A 17,890-nucleotide genomic window follows, 5' to 3' on the forward strand; every position below is an offset into this window, starting at 1 on the left:
TTCTCGGTGCTGCTTACTTCTCGATGATGGCGAGAACGTCGCGCGCCGAGAGGACGAGGTACTCCTCGCCCTGGTACTTCACCTCGGTGCCGCCGTACTTCGAGTACAGGACGATGTCACCGACGGCGACGTCGAGCGGCAGACGCTGGCCGTCCTCGAAGCGGCCCGGGCCGACAGCCAGGACGACGCCCTCCTGGGGCTTCTCCTTGGCGGTGTCCGGGATAACCAGGCCGGAGGCCGTGGTGGTCTCGGCGTCGAGCGGCTGGACCACGATGCGGTCCTCGAGCGGCTTGATGGCAACCTTGCTGCTGGTGGTCACGTCCGAGCTCCCCTTCGGAGATTACGGGGTTGTCTAACGGGTAGTGGCGAACCTACGGGCCTGCCGTCGCGGGGGTCAGACACGCTTCTTCGCGTTAGCACTCTCCTGGTGGTGAGTGCCAAGGACGACCATAGGCCGCGGTTAGCACTCAGTCAACCAGAGTGCCAACGGCGCGCCCGAAACGGTTCTCGCGGGCGGCTGCCGGGCCGCACTCCCGTACGACGCCGCCGATGATCCGCACGCGCGTGCGTCCGATCAGGGCCCACTCCACCAGTGCGCTCTCCCCTCCGCCCCGGGCGGGCCGGCCCCGGGCGGCCCGCCGCGCCGACCGGGGAGAATGAGCGGGTGGACACCGAGAACCTGCAGCCCCTGCTGACCCCCGAGGGGCAGTCCCTGCTCGCCGAGCTGCGCGAGTTCGCGCCCGAGGAGGAGCTGGCGCTGGCGACCAGGCTGCGCCGGGAGCACTCGGCGGAGCTGGTCTCGGCGGCGTTCGGGCAGGCCCGGCTGCGGCAGCGGGCGCGGGCGAAGTTCGGCGCGGACGCCGACCTGATGTACTTCACGCCCAACGGCGTCGAGCAGTCCACCCGGCGCAGCGTCGCCGAGTGGCGGGCACGGCGCTTCGCCGAGCTGGGCGTGCGGCGGCTGGCCGACCTCTGCTGCGGGATCGGCGGCGACGTCCTCGCGCTGGCCCGGGCCGGGATCGAGGTGCTCGCCGTGGACCGGGACCCGGCGGCCTGCGCGGCGACCGCCGCCAACGCCGCCGCACTGGGCCTGGCGGACCTGGTCGAGGTGCGCTGCGCGGACGTCGCCGACGTCGACGTCACCGGCTACGACGCGGTCTTCACCGACCCGGCCCGCCGCACCTCGCGCGGCCGGGTGTTCGACCCCGAGGCGTACGCCCCGCCGCTGTCCTGGGCGATCGAGGCCGGCCGGCGCACCCCGATCGGCGCGCTCAAGGTGGCCCCCGGCATCCCGCACACGGCCGTGCCGGGCGACGCGGAGGCCGAGTGGGTCTCCGACCACGGCGACGTCAAGGAGGCGGTGCTCTGGTTCGGCACCGGGGCCGACCGCCCGCACCGCGCCACCCTGCTGCCGCACGGCGACTCGCTGACCGGCGGCGACCTGCCCGACCCGCCGGCCGGACCGGTCGGCCGCTACCTCTACGAGCCGGACGGCGCGGTGATCCGGGCCCACCTGGTCGCCGAGGTGGCCGAGCGGGTGCACGGCCGGCTGATCGACCCGAAGATCGCCTACCTCACCTCGGACCGGCTGGTCGCCACCCCGTACGCGCACGCCTTCGAGCTGACCGACGTGCTGCCGTTCCACATCAAGAAGCTGAAGGCGCTGCTGCGCGAGCGGGCCGTCGGCGCCGTGGTGATCAAGAAGCGGGGGATGGCGATCACCCCGGAGGAGCTGCGCCGCCAGCTGAAGCCGAGCGGGCCGAACAGCGTCACCGTGATCCTCTGCCGCACCGACCAGGGCCCGCTGATGATGCTCGGCCGGCCGGTGGCGCTCCCGTAGGCGGACTCCCGGTCAGCCGGCGGGCGGCCGGATGTAGTCCTCCAGCCGGGCCACCGCGAAACCCTGCTCCTGGATGCGGGCCAGCAGCTCCCCGAACATCTGCGTCATCGTCTCGCCCTTGAGGTCCTTGGGCCCCCGGAAGTGGGCGAGGACGATGTCGCCGGGCCGCAGCTTCTTGTCCGCCGCCTGGTACTGCATGTCGTGGATCTGCATCGACTCGCGCCAGAGCACGATCGCGCGCGGCCCGCACTGCTGCACCGAGGTGTTCAGCGCCGGGGTGTTGGCGCCGTCCCCGTACGGCGGGCGGAACAGCAGCGGCGCGGTGCCGTACTGCTGGGTCAGCGCGGACTGGGCGTCGCAGATCTCGGACTTCTGCTTCTCCGGCGCGACCTTGCTCATCTGGGCGTGGTCGACGGTGTGGTTGTGGATGTGGTTGCCGAGCGCCTGGAGCGGCTTGAAGTAGCCGTAGTCGTCCTTGACGATGTCCCGGGTCAGGAACATCGAGACCGGCACCTTGAGGTCGGTCAGCATCTCGACGAACTTCGGGTCCTTCTCGGCGCCGTCGTCGATGGTGACGAAGACGACCTTGTCGGTGGTCTTCACCTCACTGAACACCGGTACGGGGCCGGTCCGTTCGAGCTTGACCGGCTTGTCGGCCGGCGCCGGCGGGGCGGGCGGCAGCGGCTTGAGGTTCCACTTCGCCCAGGCCGCCGCGTCCCCGGCGGCGGGCACCGCGGCGGGCGTCGCCGTGGGAGTCGGACTCGCCGCGGCGGACGGCCGCTGCCCGACCGCCGGCGTCGTCGCGGCGGTCGCCGCGGGCCCGGCGCCCGTGCCGCCGCTGCCACAGCCGGTGGCGGCGGCCAGCAGCGCCAGCGCCCCCACCGCGTACGTCCTCGTCCTGCCCCGCCCGTACCGCTCCACCGCGCCGCGCTCCCAGCTACCGTCCAGCATGCTCTCAGCTATGCACGGTAGTGGGCGGCCGTTCGGTTCCCGGACAGGCCCGGCAGCTCGCTACTCCGGGTCCGGCCCGGACGCCGGGTTCGCGCAGGTCTCCGGGCCCGCCCCGGTCTCCGGGTGCTCGCTGGACTCCGGGTACTCGCTGGACTCCAGGTGCTCGCTGGCGAAGGACCAGCGGTGCACCGGGCGGCCGATCAGTGCGGCGGGCGGCTCGGGGACGGGCACCGGCTCCGCCGTCCACCAGGTGATCAGCAGCACCCGGTCGCCCGGCGCACCGAACAGCTCGGCGCGGACCAGACCGGCCGAGCCGCGCAGCGCGGGCAGCGCGACCTCGCGGACCCAGGCCGACAGCTCGGCCCCGCGGCCGTCGGCGGCCCGCGCCTCCCACATCGCGGCGGTGGTGGTCACCGACCGCCGCCCAGCGCCTGGTACGCCTGGCCGTGCACGTCCGTGTGCGGGACGTGCACCTCGGTGACGGGCAGCGAGGAGTCGGCCGACAGGTCGAAGGACGAGGGCGCGCGGTCGCGCCAGACCATCTCGGACCCCAGCGCGGCGACCATCGCCCCGTTGTCGGTGCACAGGCCCGGACGCGGCACCCGCAGCCGGATGCCCGCCTTGTCGCAGCGCTGCTGGGCCATCTCGCGCAGCCGGGAGTTGGCCGCCACGCCACCGCCGATCATCAGGTGGTCGACGCCGTTCTCCTTGCAGGCCTTGACCGCCTTGCGGGTCAGCACATCGGTCACCGCCTCCTGGAACGAGGCCGCGACGTCCGCGATCGGCACCTCCTCGCCGGCCCGGCGCTTGGCCTCCACCCAGCGGGCGACGGCGGTCTTCAGGCCGGAGAACGAGAAGTCGTACGCCGGGTCCTTCGGGCCGCTCAGGCCCCGGGGGAAGGCGATCGCCTTGGGGTCGCCCTCACGGGCGGTGCGGTCGACCACCGGACCGCCGGGGAAGCCGAGGCCGAGCACCCGGGCGACCTTGTCGAAGGCCTCGCCGGCCGCGTCGTCGATGGTCGCGCCGAGCGGGCGGACGTCACGGGTGATGTCCTCGCTGAGCAGCAGCGAGGAGTGCCCGCCGGAGACCAGCAGGGCCATCGTCGGCGAGGGCAGGCGGCCGTGCTCCAGCTGGTCCACGCAGATGTGCGAGGCCAGGTGGTTGACCCCGTAGAGCGGCTTGTCCAGCGCCCAGGCGTAGGCCTTGGCGGCGCTCACGCCGACGAGCAGCGCACCCGCCAGGCCGGGGCCCGCGGTGACGGCGATGCCGTCGAGGTCGCTCGCCTTGATGCCGGCGGTGTCCAGGGCGCGCTGGATGGTCGGGACCATCGCCTCCAGGTGCGCGCGGCTGGCGATCTCGGGCACCACACCGCCGAACCGGGCGTGGTCGTTGACGCTGGAGGCCACCGCGTCGGCGAGCAGGGTGGTGCCGCGCACGATGCCGACGCCGGTCTCGTCGCAGGAGGTCTCGATACCGAGGACGAGCGGTTCGTCAGCCATGGCGGTCTTCCTTCAGGTCCTTCGGGTCAGTACTGGGGTGGTCGAGGCGCATCACCAGCGCGTCGATGCCGGCCGGCTGGTAGTAGTTGCGCCGGATGCCGACGGGTTCGAAGCCGAAGCGCTCGTAGAGCCGCTGGGCGCGCGGGTTGTCCACCCGCACCTCCAGCAGCAGTTCCGCGCAGTCGCGCCGGGCGGCCTCCCGGATCAGGTCGGTGAGCAGCAGCGCGCCGAGGCCGGTGCCCTGGTGCCGCGTGTCGACGGCGATGGTCTGCACATCGCCCTCGCCGGCCACCGCCATCAGCCCGGCGTAGCCGACGATCGCGCCGTCCGGGGTGGTGGCCACGGTGTAGTGGCGGGTGCCGCCGCGATGGGCCTCGGCCAGCTCGGACCAGTACATCCCGGTCGACCAGGCGTCCTCGGGGAAGAGCGCCAGCTCCAGCTCCATCACCGGCGCGATGTCCCACCAGCGCATCGGGCGCAGCGTGGTGCCGTGGCCCGGTCCGTCGGGGCCGTGCGCGCCGTTCAGGCCGTTCGGGCCGTTCGGGCCGTGCGCGCCGTTCAGGCCGTGCGCGCCGTTCGGGCCGTTCGGGCCGTGCGCGCCGTTCAGGCCGTGCGCGCCGTTCGGGCCGGTCACGCCGGGAGCACCGCCTTGTAGCCGGCGGGCACCTGGGCGTCCGGGCGGCGCAGGTACAGCGGCACGTTGGGCAGCAGCTCGCGCCCGGCGGCCAGCTCGGCGGCGGCGAAGTCGGCCAGCGCGCCGGCCGAGACGTGCTCGGGCCCGTGCGCGCCGGGGAAGGCCTCCGGGTACAGCAGCGCACCGGCGCCGACGGCCCGCGGCCGCGGCGTCAGCTCGGCCGGGCGGTCCACGGCGGGGCCCTCGGCGCGACGGCCGGCCGCGTCGTACGAGGCCCAGTAGACCTCCTTGCGGCGCGCGTCGGTGGCCACCGTGAACGGCTGCCCGGCGAGGCCCTCGGCGCGCGCCCGGTGGGCGATCGCGTCCAGGGTGCAGACGCCGTGCACCGGGACGCCCAGGGCGTGGCCGAGCGCGGCGGCGGTCACCAGGCCGACCCGCAGGCCCGTGTAGGGGCCGGGGCCGACGCCCACCGCGATGCCGGTCAGCCGGTGCTTGTCGACACCGGCCTCCCGCAGCACCCGGTCGATGGCGGGGAGGAGCAGTTCACCGTGGCGCCTGGCGTCGACCTGGTCGGTCTCGGCGAGGACGGCCGTGCCGTCGTGGACGGCGGCGGTGACGGCGGGGGTAGCGGTGTCGAACGCGAGCAGCAGCACGGGTCAAGGTTAGACCGGTCGGAGCCGTGGACCGCCTCCGGTCCTGGTCCGCCCGATCGACAAGGTGTCCTGGTTCGGAACACACGTCCTACGGGGTGCGGGCGGGAACGAGCGGACCTGGCACGATGGGGCCGACGGGTTTTGGGACGGCGGTGGGAGCGACACGTGGCGAAGATGGGTCCTGGAGTGGTGGTCACGGGGCTGACCCTGGGGGCCCTGGCGGTGGTGAGCCTGCTGGCCTTCCAGGCCAACGGCGCACAGGACCGCGCAGGCGCCACCGGGCCGACCGCGAGCACCACCGCCTCGTCCGGCGGACCGTCCGCGTCGGCCACCCCGACCGCCTCGGCCACCCCGACCGTCCCCGCGCTCCCGACCACCTCGGGGGCCGGTCTGCGGGTCGTCTACTCGGCCGGCAGCCACTACGTCTGGCTGGTCGACCCCAAGAAGAACCCGCAGGTGGTGGCCTCCTTCGCGGTCACCCCGGGATCGGTGGAGCCGACCCCCGGCAGCTACCCGGTGTACAGCCGGGCCGCCACCAGCACGGGCACGGACGGACGGCAGATCGAGCACGTGGTGCGCTTCGCCCAGCAGAACGGCGTGGTGTTCGGCTTCAGTGCGGCCGTGGACGGCGCCACCCCCGCCGCCGACCCGAAGACCAAGACCGGCGGGATCCGCAGCGGTCGGGCGGAGGGGCAGCTGCTCTGGGACTTCGCGCCGAGCGGCACCAAGGTCGTCGTGATCGCCTGAGGACGCGCGACCCGCAGGCCGGGGCGGGCGGCGGGCCCGAGGCGGTATCCGGCTCGGGTGCGGCCCCCGGTTCGGGGCGGGTGCCGAGTGTCAGGCCGCGCGGGGCGTGTCGGCCACCGGTTCGGCCGGTGCCGCGCTCTCCCGGCGCTCCGGCGGAGTGGAGACCGCCTCCGCGGCCGCACACGCGGCCAGCAGGGCCCGCATCGGCGCGCCCTGGACGCTGCGGGCGGGCTCTCCGGCCCCGGTACCGCGCGGCGCGCGCTCCGGGGCGGGGGTGGTGCTCGACATGGCGCCTCCCTAGTTAGGCAGACCTAACCGCGACACCCATCCCATCACGCCCGGCACCCCGCCCGCAACACTTTGCCGACAGCCTGTCGGCAACCGTCGGTATCGGCCCGTGTCCGGGCCCGCCGGCGCTCGTCGGCTCAGGCCAGCGCGGCCAGCTCCACCCCGGTCCAGCGCGACCCGATCCCGTTCAGCAGCACCCGGCGCGGGTCCAGATCGTCGTCGTCCGCCTCGGCGCCGATGGCGCGCTCGATCCGGACCTCCAGCCGGCTCTCGGCGAGCCGTTCGACCTTGCCCTCGCCCCACTCGACCACGACCACCGACTCCGGCAGCGAGACGTCCAGGTCGAGGTCCTCCATCTCGTCCAGGTCCCCGCCCAGCCGGTACGCGTCCACGTGCACCAGCGCCGGGCCGCCGACCAGCGACGGGTGCACCCGGGCGATCACGAAGGTCGGCGAGGTGACCGCCCCGCGCACCTGGAGGCCCTCCCCCAGGCCCCGGGTGAGCGTGGTCTTCCCGGCCCCCAGCTCCCCCGAGAGCAGCACCAGGTCCCCCGGCCGCAGCAGCGCGGCCAGCTCCCGGCCGAGTCGGCCCATCCGCTCGGGAGTGGCGACGGTGAGAGTGGCGTGCGAGCCCATGCGCGATTCAAGCCCTTCGATCCGTACTGCGGCGCACCGACCGCCGGGCGCCTCCGCTACGGTGCCACATCCCCGGCCGGGCGTGCGCCGGTGGCCCTGGGCCGCTACGGCGTCTCGCCCACCGAGGAGGGCAGCGGCGCCGCGCCGTGGTAGTCGACCGCCTGTTTGAGCAGCGCGACCAGCCGCTGGTCGACGAGGTCCGGGCGCTCCAGCATCACCAGGTGCCCGGCGTCCTCCACCAGGAGCAGCTCGGCACCGGGCAGCTGCTCGGCCATCGCCTCGCTGTGCGCGGGCGGGGTCAGCAGGTCCTTGGTGCCGGCGAGCACCAGGGTGGGGATGCCCCGCAGGGCCGCCAGCGCGGCGGTCTTCTCGTGCGCGCCGAACACCGGGTAGAACTCGGCCACCACGTCGATCGGCGTGGCGTCGAGCAACTGTTCGGCGAACCGCACCACGCCCGGGTCGACGTCCTTCCCCCCGAAGGAGAACTTCCGGTAGAAGACGGCGCTGACGTCCGCGCCGAGCCGCCGGGTCGCCTCCACCAGCTCGACCTGGCGGCCGAGCAGCTTCATCACGCCGGGTGCGACCTTCTTGAACAGCTTGGCGCCGACCGCCGGCAGACCGAGCGTCACGGCCTCCCAGTCCCCCGCCAGCGTGCCGATCAGCGCGACCCCGGCGACCCGTTCCCGGAACAGCTCCGGCTCCTGGTCGGCGAGCGCCATCACCGTCATCCCACCCATCGAGTGGCCGACCAGGACCAGCGGGCCGGTCGGCGCGACGGCGTCGATCACCGCCTTGAGGTCCCCGCCCAGCTGGTCGATGCTCGCGAGTTCACCGGCCAGGAACGAGCGGGAGCGCTCGGACCGGCCGTGGCTGCGCTGGTCCCAGAAGACCAGGCGCATGCCCTCGCGCAGCGCGGCCCGCTGGAAGTGCCAGCTGTCCTGGTTGAGGCAGTAGCCGTGGCAGAACACCACGGTCAGCGGTTCGCGCCGCCCGACGGCGGCGGCGGGGCCGAGGCCCGAGCGTCGGCCGGCCCGCACCAGCGCGCCGGAGCCGCCCAGCAGACCGGGCAGCCCGCTCCGGTCGACCGGTCCGTCGCCGGTGCCGGTAGCGGTGCCGGCGCCAGAGCCGGTAGCGGTGCCGGGGCCGTCCGTCCGGCGGCGGACGAACCAGCCGCGGCGGGCGGCGGCACTGGTACCGGGGGCTGGGCCTGGGCCTGGGGCTGCGACGACCTCGTCGTCCGGGCGTTCTTCCGCGCCCTCCTCGGGCCGGACGCTGACGGGCTCGGGCCAGCCGGTGCCGTCCAGCTCGACGTACAGCTCGGTGCCGTCGGCGGCGGTCACCGTGCACGGGCGCCCGCGGAGCGAGCCGTACGGGGCGTTGGCGTCCAGCTCCGCGCGGGCCCGGCGGCGGGTGGCCCGGCCGACGGTCAGCCGCTCGATCGCCACACCGGCGGCCGCGCCGGCCGCGACCACGCCGACCGAGATCCCGATCAGACCGGCCCGGCTCACCCCGGAGGCCGCACCGGCCGCCTTGGCCACCGCCGCGACCGGACCGGAGCCGGCCTCCTCGCTCATACGCTCGTGCCCTCGGTCGCCGCGCCCGCCGTCGGCACGCCCTCCGCGGCAGGGGCGTCGGCCGTCGGGGCCTCGGCGGTCGCGCCCAGGTAGCGGCGCGGCACCCGGGCGCCGATCCGGGTCACGATCTCGTAGGAGATGGTGCCGCAGGCCCGGCCCCAGTCCTCGGCGGTCGGCTCGCCCTGCTCGCCGTTGCCGAACAGCAGCACCTCGTCGCCGACCGCGGGGGTGTCGCCGCCGAGGTCGACGACGAACTGGTCCATCGCCACCCGACCGGCCACCGTGCGCCACTTGCCCGCGATCTGCACCGGGCCGGTGCCGCTGGCGTGCCGGGGGATGCCGTCGCTGTAGCCCACCGGCACCAGCCCCAGGGTGGTCGGGCCAGGCGTGGTGTAGTGGTGGCCGTAACTGACGCCGTGCCCGCCGGGCACGTGCTTGACCAGGGCCAGCCGGGCGGTCAGCGCCATCACCGGACGCAGCCCGAAGTCGGCCGGCGAGCCGACCTCCGGGACGGGCGAGAGCCCGTACATCGCCAGGCCGGTACGGACCAGGTCGTAGTGCGACTGCGGGAGCAGCAGGGTGGCCGGGGAGTTGGCGAGGTGCCGCACCGCGGGGCGCAGCCCGGCCGCCTCCGCGTACGCGAGCGCCTCGCGGAACGCGTCCAGCTGGGCCTGGATGGACGGGTGGCCGGGCTCGTCCGCCGCCGCGAAGTGCGACCAGACGCCGACCACCGTGAGCAGGCCCTCGGCCTCGGCGCGGCGCGCCGCGCCGACCAGCTCCGGCCAGTCGTGCGGCTGGCAGCCGTTGCGGCCGAGGCCGGTGTCGGCCTTCAGATGCACCCGGGCCGGGACACCGGTCGCGCGGACGGCGGCGAGCAGCTCGTCCAGCGCCCACTGGGCGCTGACGGAGACGTCGATGTCGGCGAGCAGCGCCTCGCGCCAGGGGCCGCCCGGCGTCCAGAGCCAGCAGAGGATGCGGGCCTCGTCGGGGCGGATCCCGGCGGCGCGCAGAGCCAGCGCCTCCTGCGGGAGGGCGGTGCCGAGCCAGCCGATGCCTGCGGCGACCGCCTCGCGGGCACAGCGGACCGCGCCGTGGCCGTAGGCGTCCGCCTTGACCGTGGCCATCACCGTGGCGGCGCCGACGCGCTCGCGCAACGCGGCGAGGTTGCCGCGCAGGGCGGCCAGATCGATGGTCGCCTCAGCCCGTACGCCGTCGGTGAGAGTGGCCGTGCCGGTCGTGTTCGCAGTTGTCATCAGGGTCAGTCTCCCAGACGTCTCATGGTCCTCGCCGAACGGCCCGTCGGCGCGGCGGCCCGGCCCCCACCCGCCGACCCGCCCCTACACCCCGCCACCTCGTCCCCGACGCCCCCGAAGCACCACCGGTTCCCGCCAGGGCCGGAGCACCCGCGGCACCTGCGGCACGGGGGCGCGGGCGCCGCCGGGGCGGGCGGGGCGGCCGGGCTTGAACCTGCGTGGGAGTAGGAAGTCGGCCAGGCCGACTTCCCACTCCGGCCCCCGCTCTTCAGAGGCTCTCAGGCATCCGCCGACCAAACATTTAGACCGGTCTACATATTCAGTCACTCTCCGCCCACCTGCACGAGAAGTCGGCCCGGCCGACTTCCCACTCCGCTCCGGGCGAGGCCAGCGCACGCAATCCGCCCACTATGTAGACCGGTCAACCTATTCCTCGCCAGCCCCCGCGGACGCCCGCACATCGCGCCAGACTGCCGACAGGGCGTCCGCCACCTGCAACGCGGTGACTGGCGCACCCGGCACGCCCAGCGCCCCCTCGTCGCTCGCCACGCCGACACCTGCGCCAACACCCCCCGCCAACCCCGCTGCGCGGCGGCCGGCCAGGCCGTGGAGGTACGCCGCCACCGATGCCGCGTCCAGCGCGGACAGGCCGGCCGCCAGCAGGGCGCCGGCCAGGCCTGCGAGGACGTCGCCGCTCCCGGCCGTCGCCAGCCACGGGGTGCCGGTCGGGTTGACCCGCACCGCGCCTCCCGGGTCCGCGATCACCGTGGTGGAGCCCTTCAGCAGGACCGTCGCCCGGTACGCGGCGGCGAGTCGGCGCGCGGTGGTCAGCCGGGCGGCGGCCAGGTCGTCGGCGGGCGGCGGTGCGGTGCCCGCAGCCCCCGCCCCCGCCAGCAGCCGGGCCGCCTCACCGGTGTGCGGGGTGAGCAGCGTGGGCGCCGTCCGCCCGGTCAGGGCCTGCGGGCCGAGTCGGCCCAGTTCGGTGAGCCCGTCCGCGTCCACCAGCACGGGCACGTCGCTCGCCAGCGCCTCGCCGAGCGCCTGCCGGGCTCCGTCCCCGCCACCCGGGCCGACCACCCAGGCCTGCACCCGCCCGGCCCCGGCCGGTCCGCCCTCGGTGACCAGCACCTCGGGGAACCGTCGCACCACCTCCTCGGCCGCCGTGCCGACGTACCGCACCGCCCCCGCGCCACCGCGCAGCGCCCCGGCGACCGCCAGCAGTGCGGCCCCCGGATACGTCGCCGAGCCGGCCGCCACCCCGACGACGCCGCGCCGGTACTTGTCGCTCTCCGCTCCCGGGACCGGCAGCAGCGCCGCCACCTCGGCGTGCTGCAGGGCCTCCACGTCGGCCGTCGGCAGCTCCAACCCGATCTCCACCAGCTGCACCGCACCGGCGTAGGAGGCTCCTGGATCGATCAACAGCCCGGGCTTGTGGGTGCCGAAGCAGACCGTGACGTCCGCCCGCAGCGCCACTCCCGCCACCTCACCGGTGTCGGCGTCCACACCGCTGGGCACGTCCACCGCGACCACCACACCCCGACGCGCCGCCCGTGCGTACGGCTCCGCCTCGGGGCGCAGCCCGCCCCGGCCGCCGATGCCGACGATGCCGTCCAGCACCAGGTCCGCGCGCGAGAAGTCGGCCAGGCCGACTTCCTGCTCCAGTACGACCAGCCCGCGCGCGGCCCGCAGCGCGGCCAGCCCGTCCACGTGCGCGCGCTCGGGCGCGAGCAGTACCGCCGTCACCCGCGCGCCCCGCCGGGCCAGTGCCGCGCCGGCGTACAGCGCGTCACCCCCGTTGTCCCCGCTGCCCGCGAGCACCACCACCCGGCTCCCGTACACCCGGCCGCGACGGCGCGTCAGCAGCCGGGCGCAGGTGGCGGCGAGACCGGCGGCGGCCCGTTGCATCAGGGTGCCCTCGGGCAGCCGGGCCATCAGTTCGGCCTCGGCGGCCCGGACCTGTTCGACACGGTGAGCACGGCGCATGCGCAAGCCCCTAACCCTCGGCTGACCCTCGGCAACGACTACCGCCGACGCTACGCCCGTTCAGCGAAGCTGATCGACCCGCCCCGTTCCCCCCGCAGCTCGACACGGTGCCCCTGCGGTGGGACGCAACCACCGCAGGGGCACCACCCGAGTCAGAACGGCGATCGGCTACTCGACGGTGACCGACTTCGCCAGGTTGCGCGGCTGGTCGACCTCGTGGCCCTTGGCCGTGGCCAGCTCGCAGGCGAAGACCTGCAGCGGCACGGTGGAGACCAGCGGCTGCAGCAGGGTCGGCGTCACGGGGATGCGGATCAGGTGGTCCGCGTACGGGACGACCGCCTCGTCGCCCTCCTCCGCGATGACGATGGTGCGCGCACCGCGGGCCCGGATCTCCTGGATGTTGGAGACGATCTTGTCGTGCAGGATCGACCGCCCGCGCGGCGACGGCACGACCACCACGACCGGCAGCCCCTCCTCGATCAGCGCGATCGGCCCGTGCTTCAGCTCGCCCGCCGCGAAGCCCTCGGCGTGCATGTACGCCAGCTCCTTGAGCTTGAGCGCGCCCTCCAGGGCAACCGGGAAGCCGACGTGCCGGCCGAGGAACAGCACGGACTTGGCGTCGGCCAGCGAACGCGCCAGCTCGCGCACCGGCTCCATGGTCTGGAGCACCTGCTCGACCTGCTTGGGCGCGTCGCCGAGCTCCTTGATGACCGCGGAGATCTCGTCGCCCCACTTGGTGCCGCGCACCTGGCCCAGGTAGAGCGCGACCAGGTAGCAGGCGACCAGCTGGGTCAGGAACGCCTTGGTGGAGGCGACCGCCACCTCCGGGCCGGCGTGCGTGTAGAGCACCGCGTCCGACTCGCGCGGGATGGTCGAGCCGTTGGTGTTGCAGATCGCCAGCACCTTGGCGCCCTGCTCGCGCGCGTGCCGCAGCGCCATCAGGGTGTCCATGGTCTCGCCGGACTGCGAGATCGCGATGACCAGCGTGCCCGGGCCCATGATCGGGTCGCGGTAGCGGAACTCCGAGGCCACCTCGACCTCGCAGGGGATGCGGGTCCAGTGCTCGATCGCGTACTTGGCGATCATGCCGGCGTGGAAGGCCGTGCCACAGGCGACGATGACGACCTTGTCCACCGAGCGCAGGTCGGCGTCGGAGATCCGCAGCTCGTCGAGGGTGAGCCGACCGTCGGTGCCGATCCGGCCGAGGAGGGTGTCGGCGACGGCCTTCGGCTGCTCGGCGATCTCCTTGAGCATGAAGTAGTCGTAGCCGCCCTTCTCGGCGGCCGAGGCGTCCCAGTCGACGTGGTACTCGCGCACCTCGGCCGGGTTGCCGTCGAAGTCGGTCACCGTGACGCCGTCCCGGCGCAGCTCGACGACCTGGTCCTGACCGAGCTCGATCGCCTCACGGGTGTGGGCGATGAACGCGGCCACGTCCGAGGCGAGGAAGTTCTCGCCCTCGCCGCGCCCGACCACCAGCGGCGAGTTGCGGCGCGCGCCGACCACGACGTCCGGCGCGTCGGCGTGCACGGCGACGAGGGTGAACGCGCCGTCCAGCCGGCGGCAGACGATCCGCATGGCCTCCGCGAGGTCGCCCTCGTACACCTCGGCCAGCAGGTGCGCGACGACCTCGGTGTCGGTCTCGGAGCGCAGCGTCCGGCCGCGCTCGGTCAGCTCCGCCCGCAGCTGGGCGAAGTTCTCGATGATGCCGTTGTGGACCACGGCCACCCGGACGGCGTCGTCCAGGTGGGGGTGGGCATTGGCGTCCGTCGGGCCGCCGTGGGTGGCCCATCGGGTGTGGCCGATGCCGGTGGTGCCGCCGGGAAGAGGGGTCTCGGCGAGCGACTTCTCCAGGTTGGCGAGCTTGCCCGCCCGCTTGTCGGTGGCGAGGCTCCACTGCCCGTCGGAGCCCTGCACCTGCACCGCGACACCGGCCGAGTCGTAGCCCCGGTACTCCAGTCGCTGCAGGCCTGCGATTACTACATCAAGGGCGGGCTGAGAGCCCACGTATCCAACGATTCCGCACATGCGTGCCAGCATAAGGGCGCCCGGGACGCCCCATTCGCACCCTTCCCCCACCGTGCGTGACCGACACCACAGCCACCGTGAACGCCGCTACGGCCCACAATGGAGCATGTGCTGACCGAACTCTGTACGCGGGGCGCCGCCACGCCCGGCCCGTCGCCGTCCCCCTACGTGGACCTCAGCCGGGCCGAGTGGAGCGCGCTGCGCGAGCGTACGCCGCTGCCGCTGACCGCCGAGGAGGTGGAACGGCTGCGCGGTCTCGGCACCGCCCTCGACCTGGACGAGGTCCGTGACGTCTACCTGCCGCTGTCCCGCCTGCTGAACCTCTACATCCACGCCACCCACGACCTGCGGGGCGCGCTGGGCACCTTCCTGGACACGCCGGACACCGAACGCACCCGCACGCCGTTCATCATCGGCGTGGCCGGCTCCGTCGCGGTCGGCAAGTCCACCACCGCCCGTCTGCTCCAGGCGCTGCTGGCCCGCTGGCCCGAGCACCCCCGGGTCGAGCTGGTCACCACCGACGGGTTCCTGCTGCCCAACGCCGAGCTGCGCAGGCGCGGTCTGATGGCCCGCAAGGGCTTCCCGGAGTCCTACGACCGCCGTGCGCTGATGCGCTTCGTGGCGGACGTGAAGGCCGGCAAGGAGCTGGTCACCGCGCCGGTGTACTCGCACCTGGTGTACGACATCGTGCCCGACGAGCGGCTGACCGTGGAGCGTCCGGACATCCTCATCGTCGAGGGCCTGAACGTGCTCCAGCCGGCCCTGCCCGGAACGGACGGCCGGACCAGGCTCGCGGTCACCGACTACTTCGACTTCTCCATCTACGTCGACGCCCGCACCGACGACATCGAGAACTGGTACCTGGACCGCTTCCGCAAGCTGCGGCAGACCGCCTTCCAGGACCCGAACTCCTACTTCCGCCGCTTCACCGAGGTGCCGGAGGAGGAGGCGATGGAGTACGGCCGCCAGGTCTGGCGCACCATCAACAAGCCGAACTTGCTGGAGAACGTGCTGCCCACCCGCGGCCGCGCGACCCTCGTCCTGCAGAAGGGCCAGGACCACAAGGTCCGCCGCGCGCTGCTGCGCAAGCTCTGACCTGGGCCGCCCCGACAGAACGCCGCAGGGCCCCCGCCGTTCGTCACGGCGGGGGCCCTGCTCACACGCTGAGCGGGCGTCAGCCCAGGTACGTGCGGACGGCCTCGGCCAGCCGCTCGGCGACGGCCTTGGCCTGCACCTGGTCGGCGGCCTCGACCATCACCCGGACCAGCGGCTCGGTGCCCGAGGGGCGCAGCAGCACCCGGCCGGTGGAGCCCAGCTCGGCCTCGGCCTCGGCGACCGCCGCGGACAGCTCGACGCAGGAGTTCACCCGGCCCTTGTCCACGCCCTTGACGTTGATCAGCAGCTGCGGAAGCCGGGTCATCACGGCGGCCAGGTCGGCCAGCGGCTGCTTGGTGGCGGCCAGCCGGGCGCCCAGCATCAGACCGGTCAGGGTGCCGTCACCGGTGGTGGCGTGGTCCAGCAGGATGACGTGGCCGGACTGCTCGCCGCCGAGCGCGAAGCCGTGCTCCTTCATCGCCTCCAGCACGTAGCGGTCGCCGACCGCGGTCTGCACCAGGTCCACGCCCTCGCGCTCCATCGCCAGCTTGAAGCCCAGGTTGGACATCACGGTGGCGACGGCGGTGTTGCCGCGCAGGGTGCCGGCCTCCTTCATGGCGACGGCCAGGATCGCGATGATCTGGTCGCCGTCGACCTCGTTGCCCTCCGCGTCGGCGGCCAGGCAGCGGTCGGCGTCGCCGTCGAGCGCGATGCCGAGGTCGGCCCGGTACTCCTTCATCGCGGCCTGCAGCCGGTCCAGGTGGGTGGAGCCGACGCCGTCGTTGATGTTGAGACCGGTGGGCTCCGCCCCCAGGGTGTGGACGACCTCGGCGCCGGCCCGGGCGAACGCCTCGGGGGCGACGTAGGCGGCCGCGCCGTGCGCGCCGTCGATGACGACCCGGATGCCGTCCAGGCGGTTGGGCAGCACGCCGATCAGGTGGGCGACGTACTTGTCGAAGCCCTCGGTGTACTCGCGGACCCGGCCGACGGCCTCGCCGGTCGGGCGCTTCCACTCCTCGCCGCCGACGGCGTGGGCGCGGTAGTGCGCCTCGATGGCGTCCTCGATCCGGTCGTCCAGCTTGTGGCCGCCCCGGGCGAGGAACTTGATGCCGTTGTCCGGCATCGCGTTGTGGCTGGCGGAGAGCATCACGCCGAAGTCGGCGCCGAGGGCGCCGGTGAGGTAGGCCACCGCCGGGGTCGGCAGCACGCCGACCCGCAGTACGTCGACGCCCGCGCTCGCCAGGCCGGCGATGACCGCGGCCTCCAGGAACTCGCCCGAGGCGCGCGGGTCGCGGCCGACCACCGCGACCGGCCGGTGGCCGTCGAAGGCCCCCGCCTCACCGAGGACGTGCGCCGACGCGACGGACAGCCCGAGCGCCAGCTCCGCCGTCAGCCCCACGTTGGCCACACCGCGTACGCCGTCCGTACCGAAGAGTCGTCCCACTGTCCCGTCCTCCATCACCGCTGCTGGCAGGTAAACCCGGCAGTCCATTCGATCGAATCCCCGGCCTTCGCACCATGCGCGGGGAGCACGACGCCCCGGAGTACACGGGGTACTCCGGGGCGTGAGAGCGCAACCGGGGGTGTGCACCACCAGGGCGGCACACACCCCCTCGGGCGCGACTAGCGCTTGCTGTACTGCGGGGCCTTACGGGCCTTCTTGAGACCGGCCTTCTTGCGCTCGACGGCACGCGCGTCACGCATCAGGAAGCCGGCCTTCTTGAGGGCGGCGCGGTTGTTGTCCACGTCGGCCTCGTTCAGTGCGCGGGCCACGCCGAGGCGCAGCGCGTAGGCCTGACCGGAGGTACCGCCACCCGAGATGCGGGCGACGACGTCGTAACGACCGTCCAGCTCCAGCAGCTTGAAGGGCTCGTTCACGGTCTGCTGGTGCACCTTGTTGGGGAAGTAGTTCTCCAGGGTGCGACCGTTGATCTTCCAGACGCCGGTGCCCGGGACGATGCGCACGCGGGCGATCGCCTCCTTGCGGCGGCCAAGGCCGGCGCCGGGGACGGCCTCGCCGAAGCGGCCGGCCAGCGACTCGGAGGTGTAGCTCTCCTCGGAGGTGAACTCGCCCTCGACGACGGTCTCGTCGAAGTCGACCTCAAGGGTTTCAGTGGTCTCGGCCACGGTGTTCCTCAGCTCTTTTCAGTGTTGGGGGGCTAGGTGGCCGGAGTTACTGCGCGACCTGGGTGATCTCGAACGGCACCGGCTGCTGCGCAGCGTGGGGGTGCTGGTCGCCCGAGTAGACCTTCAGCTTCGAGAGCATCTGGCGACCCAGGGTGTTCTTGGGGATCATGCCCTTGATGGCCTTCTCGACGGCCTTCTCCGGGTTGTTCGCCAGGAGGTCGTCGTAGCGGACCGAGCGGAGACCGCCCGGGAAGCCGCTGTGGCGGTACGCCAGCTTCTGGGTCTTCTTGTTACCCGACAGGTGCACCTTGTCCGCGTTGATGATGATGACGAAGTCACCGGTGTCAACGTGCGGCGCGTAGATCGCCTTGTGCTTACCCCGGAGGATGTTGGCGGCCTGGGAGGCCAGGCGGCCGAGCACGACGTCGGTCGCGTCGATGACGTGCCACTGACGCTGGACGTCGCCGGGCTTGGGGCTGTACGTACGCACGGTCGTAGCCTCTGCTTTTCAGTGAGTGAGTCCTGACAGGAGCACCCGGTCGAGGGCATCAGCCTGGCCGCCTTGGACGCAATTCAAGGGGAGCCG

18 protein-coding genes are annotated in these 17,890 nt (G+C 73.7%); 3 read left to right on the forward strand and 15 right to left on the reverse strand.

Annotated features, from left to right (window positions below):
* Positions 1-13 precede the first annotated feature (13 nt).
* On the reverse strand, positions 14-319 hold the full coding sequence (groES, locus tag ACZ34W_RS11000; RefSeq protein ID WP_014136232.1) for a co-chaperone GroES: 306 nt from the start codon (positions 317-319) through the stop codon (positions 14-16).
* A gap of 345 nt (positions 320-664) precedes the next feature.
* Between groES and ACZ34W_RS11005 the strand changes: the two genes are divergently transcribed.
* Positions 665-1,840, forward strand: a complete 1,176-nt coding sequence (locus ACZ34W_RS11005; protein WP_465603224.1) for a THUMP-like domain-containing protein — start codon at positions 665-667, stop codon at positions 1,838-1,840.
* Positions 1,841-1,852: 12 nt separating this feature from the next.
* On the opposite strand, the gene ACZ34W_RS11010 is transcribed toward ACZ34W_RS11005, so the two are convergent.
* The 5 genes from ACZ34W_RS11010 to tsaB all read right to left on the reverse strand — a co-directional run bounded on the left by ACZ34W_RS11010 (position 1,853) and on the right by tsaB (position 5,577).
* Complete coding sequence (locus tag ACZ34W_RS11010) at positions 1,853-2,791, reverse strand: polysaccharide deacetylase family protein (RefSeq protein ID WP_465603226.1); 939 nt, start codon at positions 2,789-2,791, stop codon at positions 1,853-1,855.
* 60 nt (positions 2,792-2,851) lie between these two features.
* Positions 2,852-3,205 carry a hypothetical protein gene (locus ACZ34W_RS11015; protein WP_465603228.1) on the reverse strand — a complete coding sequence of 118 codons (354 nt, stop codon included), beginning with the start codon at positions 3,203-3,205 and terminating at the stop codon, positions 2,852-2,854.
* Positions 3,202-4,290 (reverse strand): tRNA (adenosine(37)-N6)-threonylcarbamoyltransferase complex transferase subunit TsaD, encoded by a 1,089-nt coding sequence (tsaD, locus tag ACZ34W_RS11020; RefSeq protein WP_329488090.1) that lies wholly within the window; start codon positions 4,288-4,290, stop codon positions 3,202-3,204. The genes ACZ34W_RS11015 and tsaD overlap by 4 nt, the downstream gene beginning before the upstream one ends.
* Positions 4,283-4,762, reverse strand: a complete 480-nt coding sequence (gene rimI / locus ACZ34W_RS11025) for a ribosomal protein S18-alanine N-acetyltransferase (protein ID WP_329492135.1) — start codon at positions 4,760-4,762, stop codon at positions 4,283-4,285. The genes tsaD and rimI overlap by 8 nt, the downstream gene beginning before the upstream one ends.
* A gap of 158 nt (positions 4,763-4,920) precedes the next feature.
* Entirely contained in the window at positions 4,921-5,577 is a 657-nt protein-coding gene (gene tsaB, locus ACZ34W_RS11030; protein WP_465603230.1) for a tRNA (adenosine(37)-N6)-threonylcarbamoyltransferase complex dimerization subunit type 1 TsaB, read from the reverse strand.
* Between the two features lie 174 nt (positions 5,578-5,751).
* On the opposite strand from tsaB, the gene ACZ34W_RS11035 reads away from it, so the two are divergent.
* Positions 5,752-6,324, forward strand: a complete 573-nt coding sequence (locus tag ACZ34W_RS11035) for a hypothetical protein (RefSeq protein ID WP_329492136.1) — start codon at positions 5,752-5,754, stop codon at positions 6,322-6,324.
* Between the two features lie 90 nt (positions 6,325-6,414).
* Here the strand turns inward: ACZ34W_RS11035 and ACZ34W_RS11040 are convergent, their stop codons facing one another.
* The 6 genes from ACZ34W_RS11040 to glmS all read right to left on the reverse strand — a co-directional run bounded on the left by ACZ34W_RS11040 (position 6,415) and on the right by glmS (position 14,082).
* A complete protein-coding gene (locus tag ACZ34W_RS11040; protein ID WP_380382418.1) occupies positions 6,415-6,612 on the reverse strand; it encodes a hypothetical protein in 198 nt (65 codons plus the stop codon).
* A gap of 137 nt (positions 6,613-6,749) precedes the next feature.
* Positions 6,750-7,247 carry a tRNA (adenosine(37)-N6)-threonylcarbamoyltransferase complex ATPase subunit type 1 TsaE gene (tsaE, locus tag ACZ34W_RS11045; protein ID WP_352291294.1) on the reverse strand — a complete coding sequence of 166 codons (498 nt, stop codon included), beginning with the start codon at positions 7,245-7,247 and terminating at the stop codon, positions 6,750-6,752.
* Positions 7,248-7,351: 104 nt separating this feature from the next.
* Positions 7,352-8,821, reverse strand: coding sequence for an alpha/beta fold hydrolase (locus ACZ34W_RS11050; protein ID WP_465603233.1), 1,470 nt, complete (start codon positions 8,819-8,821; stop codon positions 7,352-7,354).
* Positions 8,818-10,074 (reverse strand): alanine racemase, encoded by a 1,257-nt coding sequence (gene alr / locus ACZ34W_RS11055; RefSeq protein WP_465603235.1) that lies wholly within the window; start codon positions 10,072-10,074, stop codon positions 8,818-8,820. Before alr ends, ACZ34W_RS11050 begins: the two co-directional genes overlap by 4 nt.
* A 426-nt stretch (positions 10,075-10,500) precedes the next feature.
* Complete coding sequence (locus ACZ34W_RS11060; RefSeq protein ID WP_465603237.1) at positions 10,501-12,057, reverse strand: NAD(P)H-hydrate dehydratase; 1,557 nt, start codon at positions 12,055-12,057, stop codon at positions 10,501-10,503.
* A gap of 168 nt (positions 12,058-12,225) precedes the next feature.
* Positions 12,226-14,082: a glutamine--fructose-6-phosphate transaminase (isomerizing) gene (gene glmS / locus ACZ34W_RS11065; protein WP_329488100.1), complete on the reverse strand. Its 1,857-nt coding sequence runs from the start codon at positions 14,080-14,082 to the stop codon at positions 12,226-12,228.
* A 99-nt stretch (positions 14,083-14,181) separates the two neighbouring features.
* On the opposite strand from glmS, the gene coaA reads away from it, so the two are divergent.
* A complete protein-coding gene (coaA, locus tag ACZ34W_RS11070) occupies positions 14,182-15,177 on the forward strand; it encodes a type I pantothenate kinase (protein ID WP_329488101.1) in 996 nt (331 codons plus the stop codon).
* A 79-nt stretch (positions 15,178-15,256) separates the two neighbouring features.
* Here the strand turns inward: coaA and glmM are convergent, their stop codons facing one another.
* From glmM to rplM, 3 genes are all read right to left on the reverse strand, one after another.
* The gene (gene glmM, locus ACZ34W_RS11075) at positions 15,257-16,621 is read right to left on the reverse strand and encodes a phosphoglucosamine mutase (RefSeq protein ID WP_465603240.1); all 1,365 of its coding nucleotides are present in this window, start codon (positions 16,619-16,621) and stop codon (positions 15,257-15,259) included.
* Positions 16,622-16,800: 179 nt separating this feature from the next.
* The gene (rpsI, locus tag ACZ34W_RS11080) at positions 16,801-17,304 is read right to left on the reverse strand and encodes a 30S ribosomal protein S9 (RefSeq protein ID WP_329488104.1); all 504 of its coding nucleotides are present in this window, start codon (positions 17,302-17,304) and stop codon (positions 16,801-16,803) included.
* 46 nt (positions 17,305-17,350) lie between these two features.
* Positions 17,351-17,794, reverse strand: coding sequence for a 50S ribosomal protein L13 (gene rplM, locus ACZ34W_RS11085; RefSeq protein WP_329488106.1), 444 nt, complete (start codon positions 17,792-17,794; stop codon positions 17,351-17,353).
* Positions 17,795-17,890: the final 96 nt, after the last annotated feature.

It is taken from the genome of Kitasatospora sp. NPDC022856 (assembly GCF_055561235.1).

Excerpts from the sequence above, each read along its gene's own strand:
- ACZ34W_RS11010 (WP_465603226.1), bottom strand. The coding sequence starts at position 2,791 with ATGCTGGACGGTAGCTGGGAGCGCGGCGCGGTGGAGCGGTACGGGCGG.
- tsaD (WP_329488090.1), bottom strand. The coding sequence starts at position 4,290 with ATGGCTGACGAACCGCTCGTCCTCGGTATCGAGACCTCCTGCGACGAG.
- rimI (WP_329492135.1), bottom strand. The coding sequence starts at position 4,762 with ATGCGCTGGTGGGACATCGCGCCGGTGATGGAGCTGGAGCTGGCGCTC.
- ACZ34W_RS11035 (WP_329492136.1), top strand. The coding sequence starts at position 5,752 with ATGGGTCCTGGAGTGGTGGTCACGGGGCTGACCCTGGGGGCCCTGGCG.
- ACZ34W_RS11040 (WP_380382418.1), bottom strand. The coding sequence starts at position 6,612 with ATGTCGAGCACCACCCCCGCCCCGGAGCGCGCGCCGCGCGGTACCGGG.
- tsaE (WP_352291294.1), bottom strand. The coding sequence starts at position 7,247 with ATGGGCTCGCACGCCACTCTCACCGTCGCCACTCCCGAGCGGATGGGC.
- ACZ34W_RS11050 (WP_465603233.1), bottom strand. The coding sequence starts at position 8,821 with ATGAGCGAGGAGGCCGGCTCCGGTCCGGTCGCGGCGGTGGCCAAGGCG.
- alr (WP_465603235.1), bottom strand. The coding sequence starts at position 10,074 with ATGACAACTGCGAACACGACCGGCACGGCCACTCTCACCGACGGCGTA.
- ACZ34W_RS11060 (WP_465603237.1), bottom strand. The coding sequence starts at position 12,057 with ATGCGCCGTGCTCACCGTGTCGAACAGGTCCGGGCCGCCGAGGCCGAA.
- glmS (WP_329488100.1), bottom strand. The coding sequence starts at position 14,082 with ATGTGCGGAATCGTTGGATACGTGGGCTCTCAGCCCGCCCTTGATGTA.
- coaA (WP_329488101.1), top strand. The coding sequence starts at position 14,182 with ATGGAGCATGTGCTGACCGAACTCTGTACGCGGGGCGCCGCCACGCCC.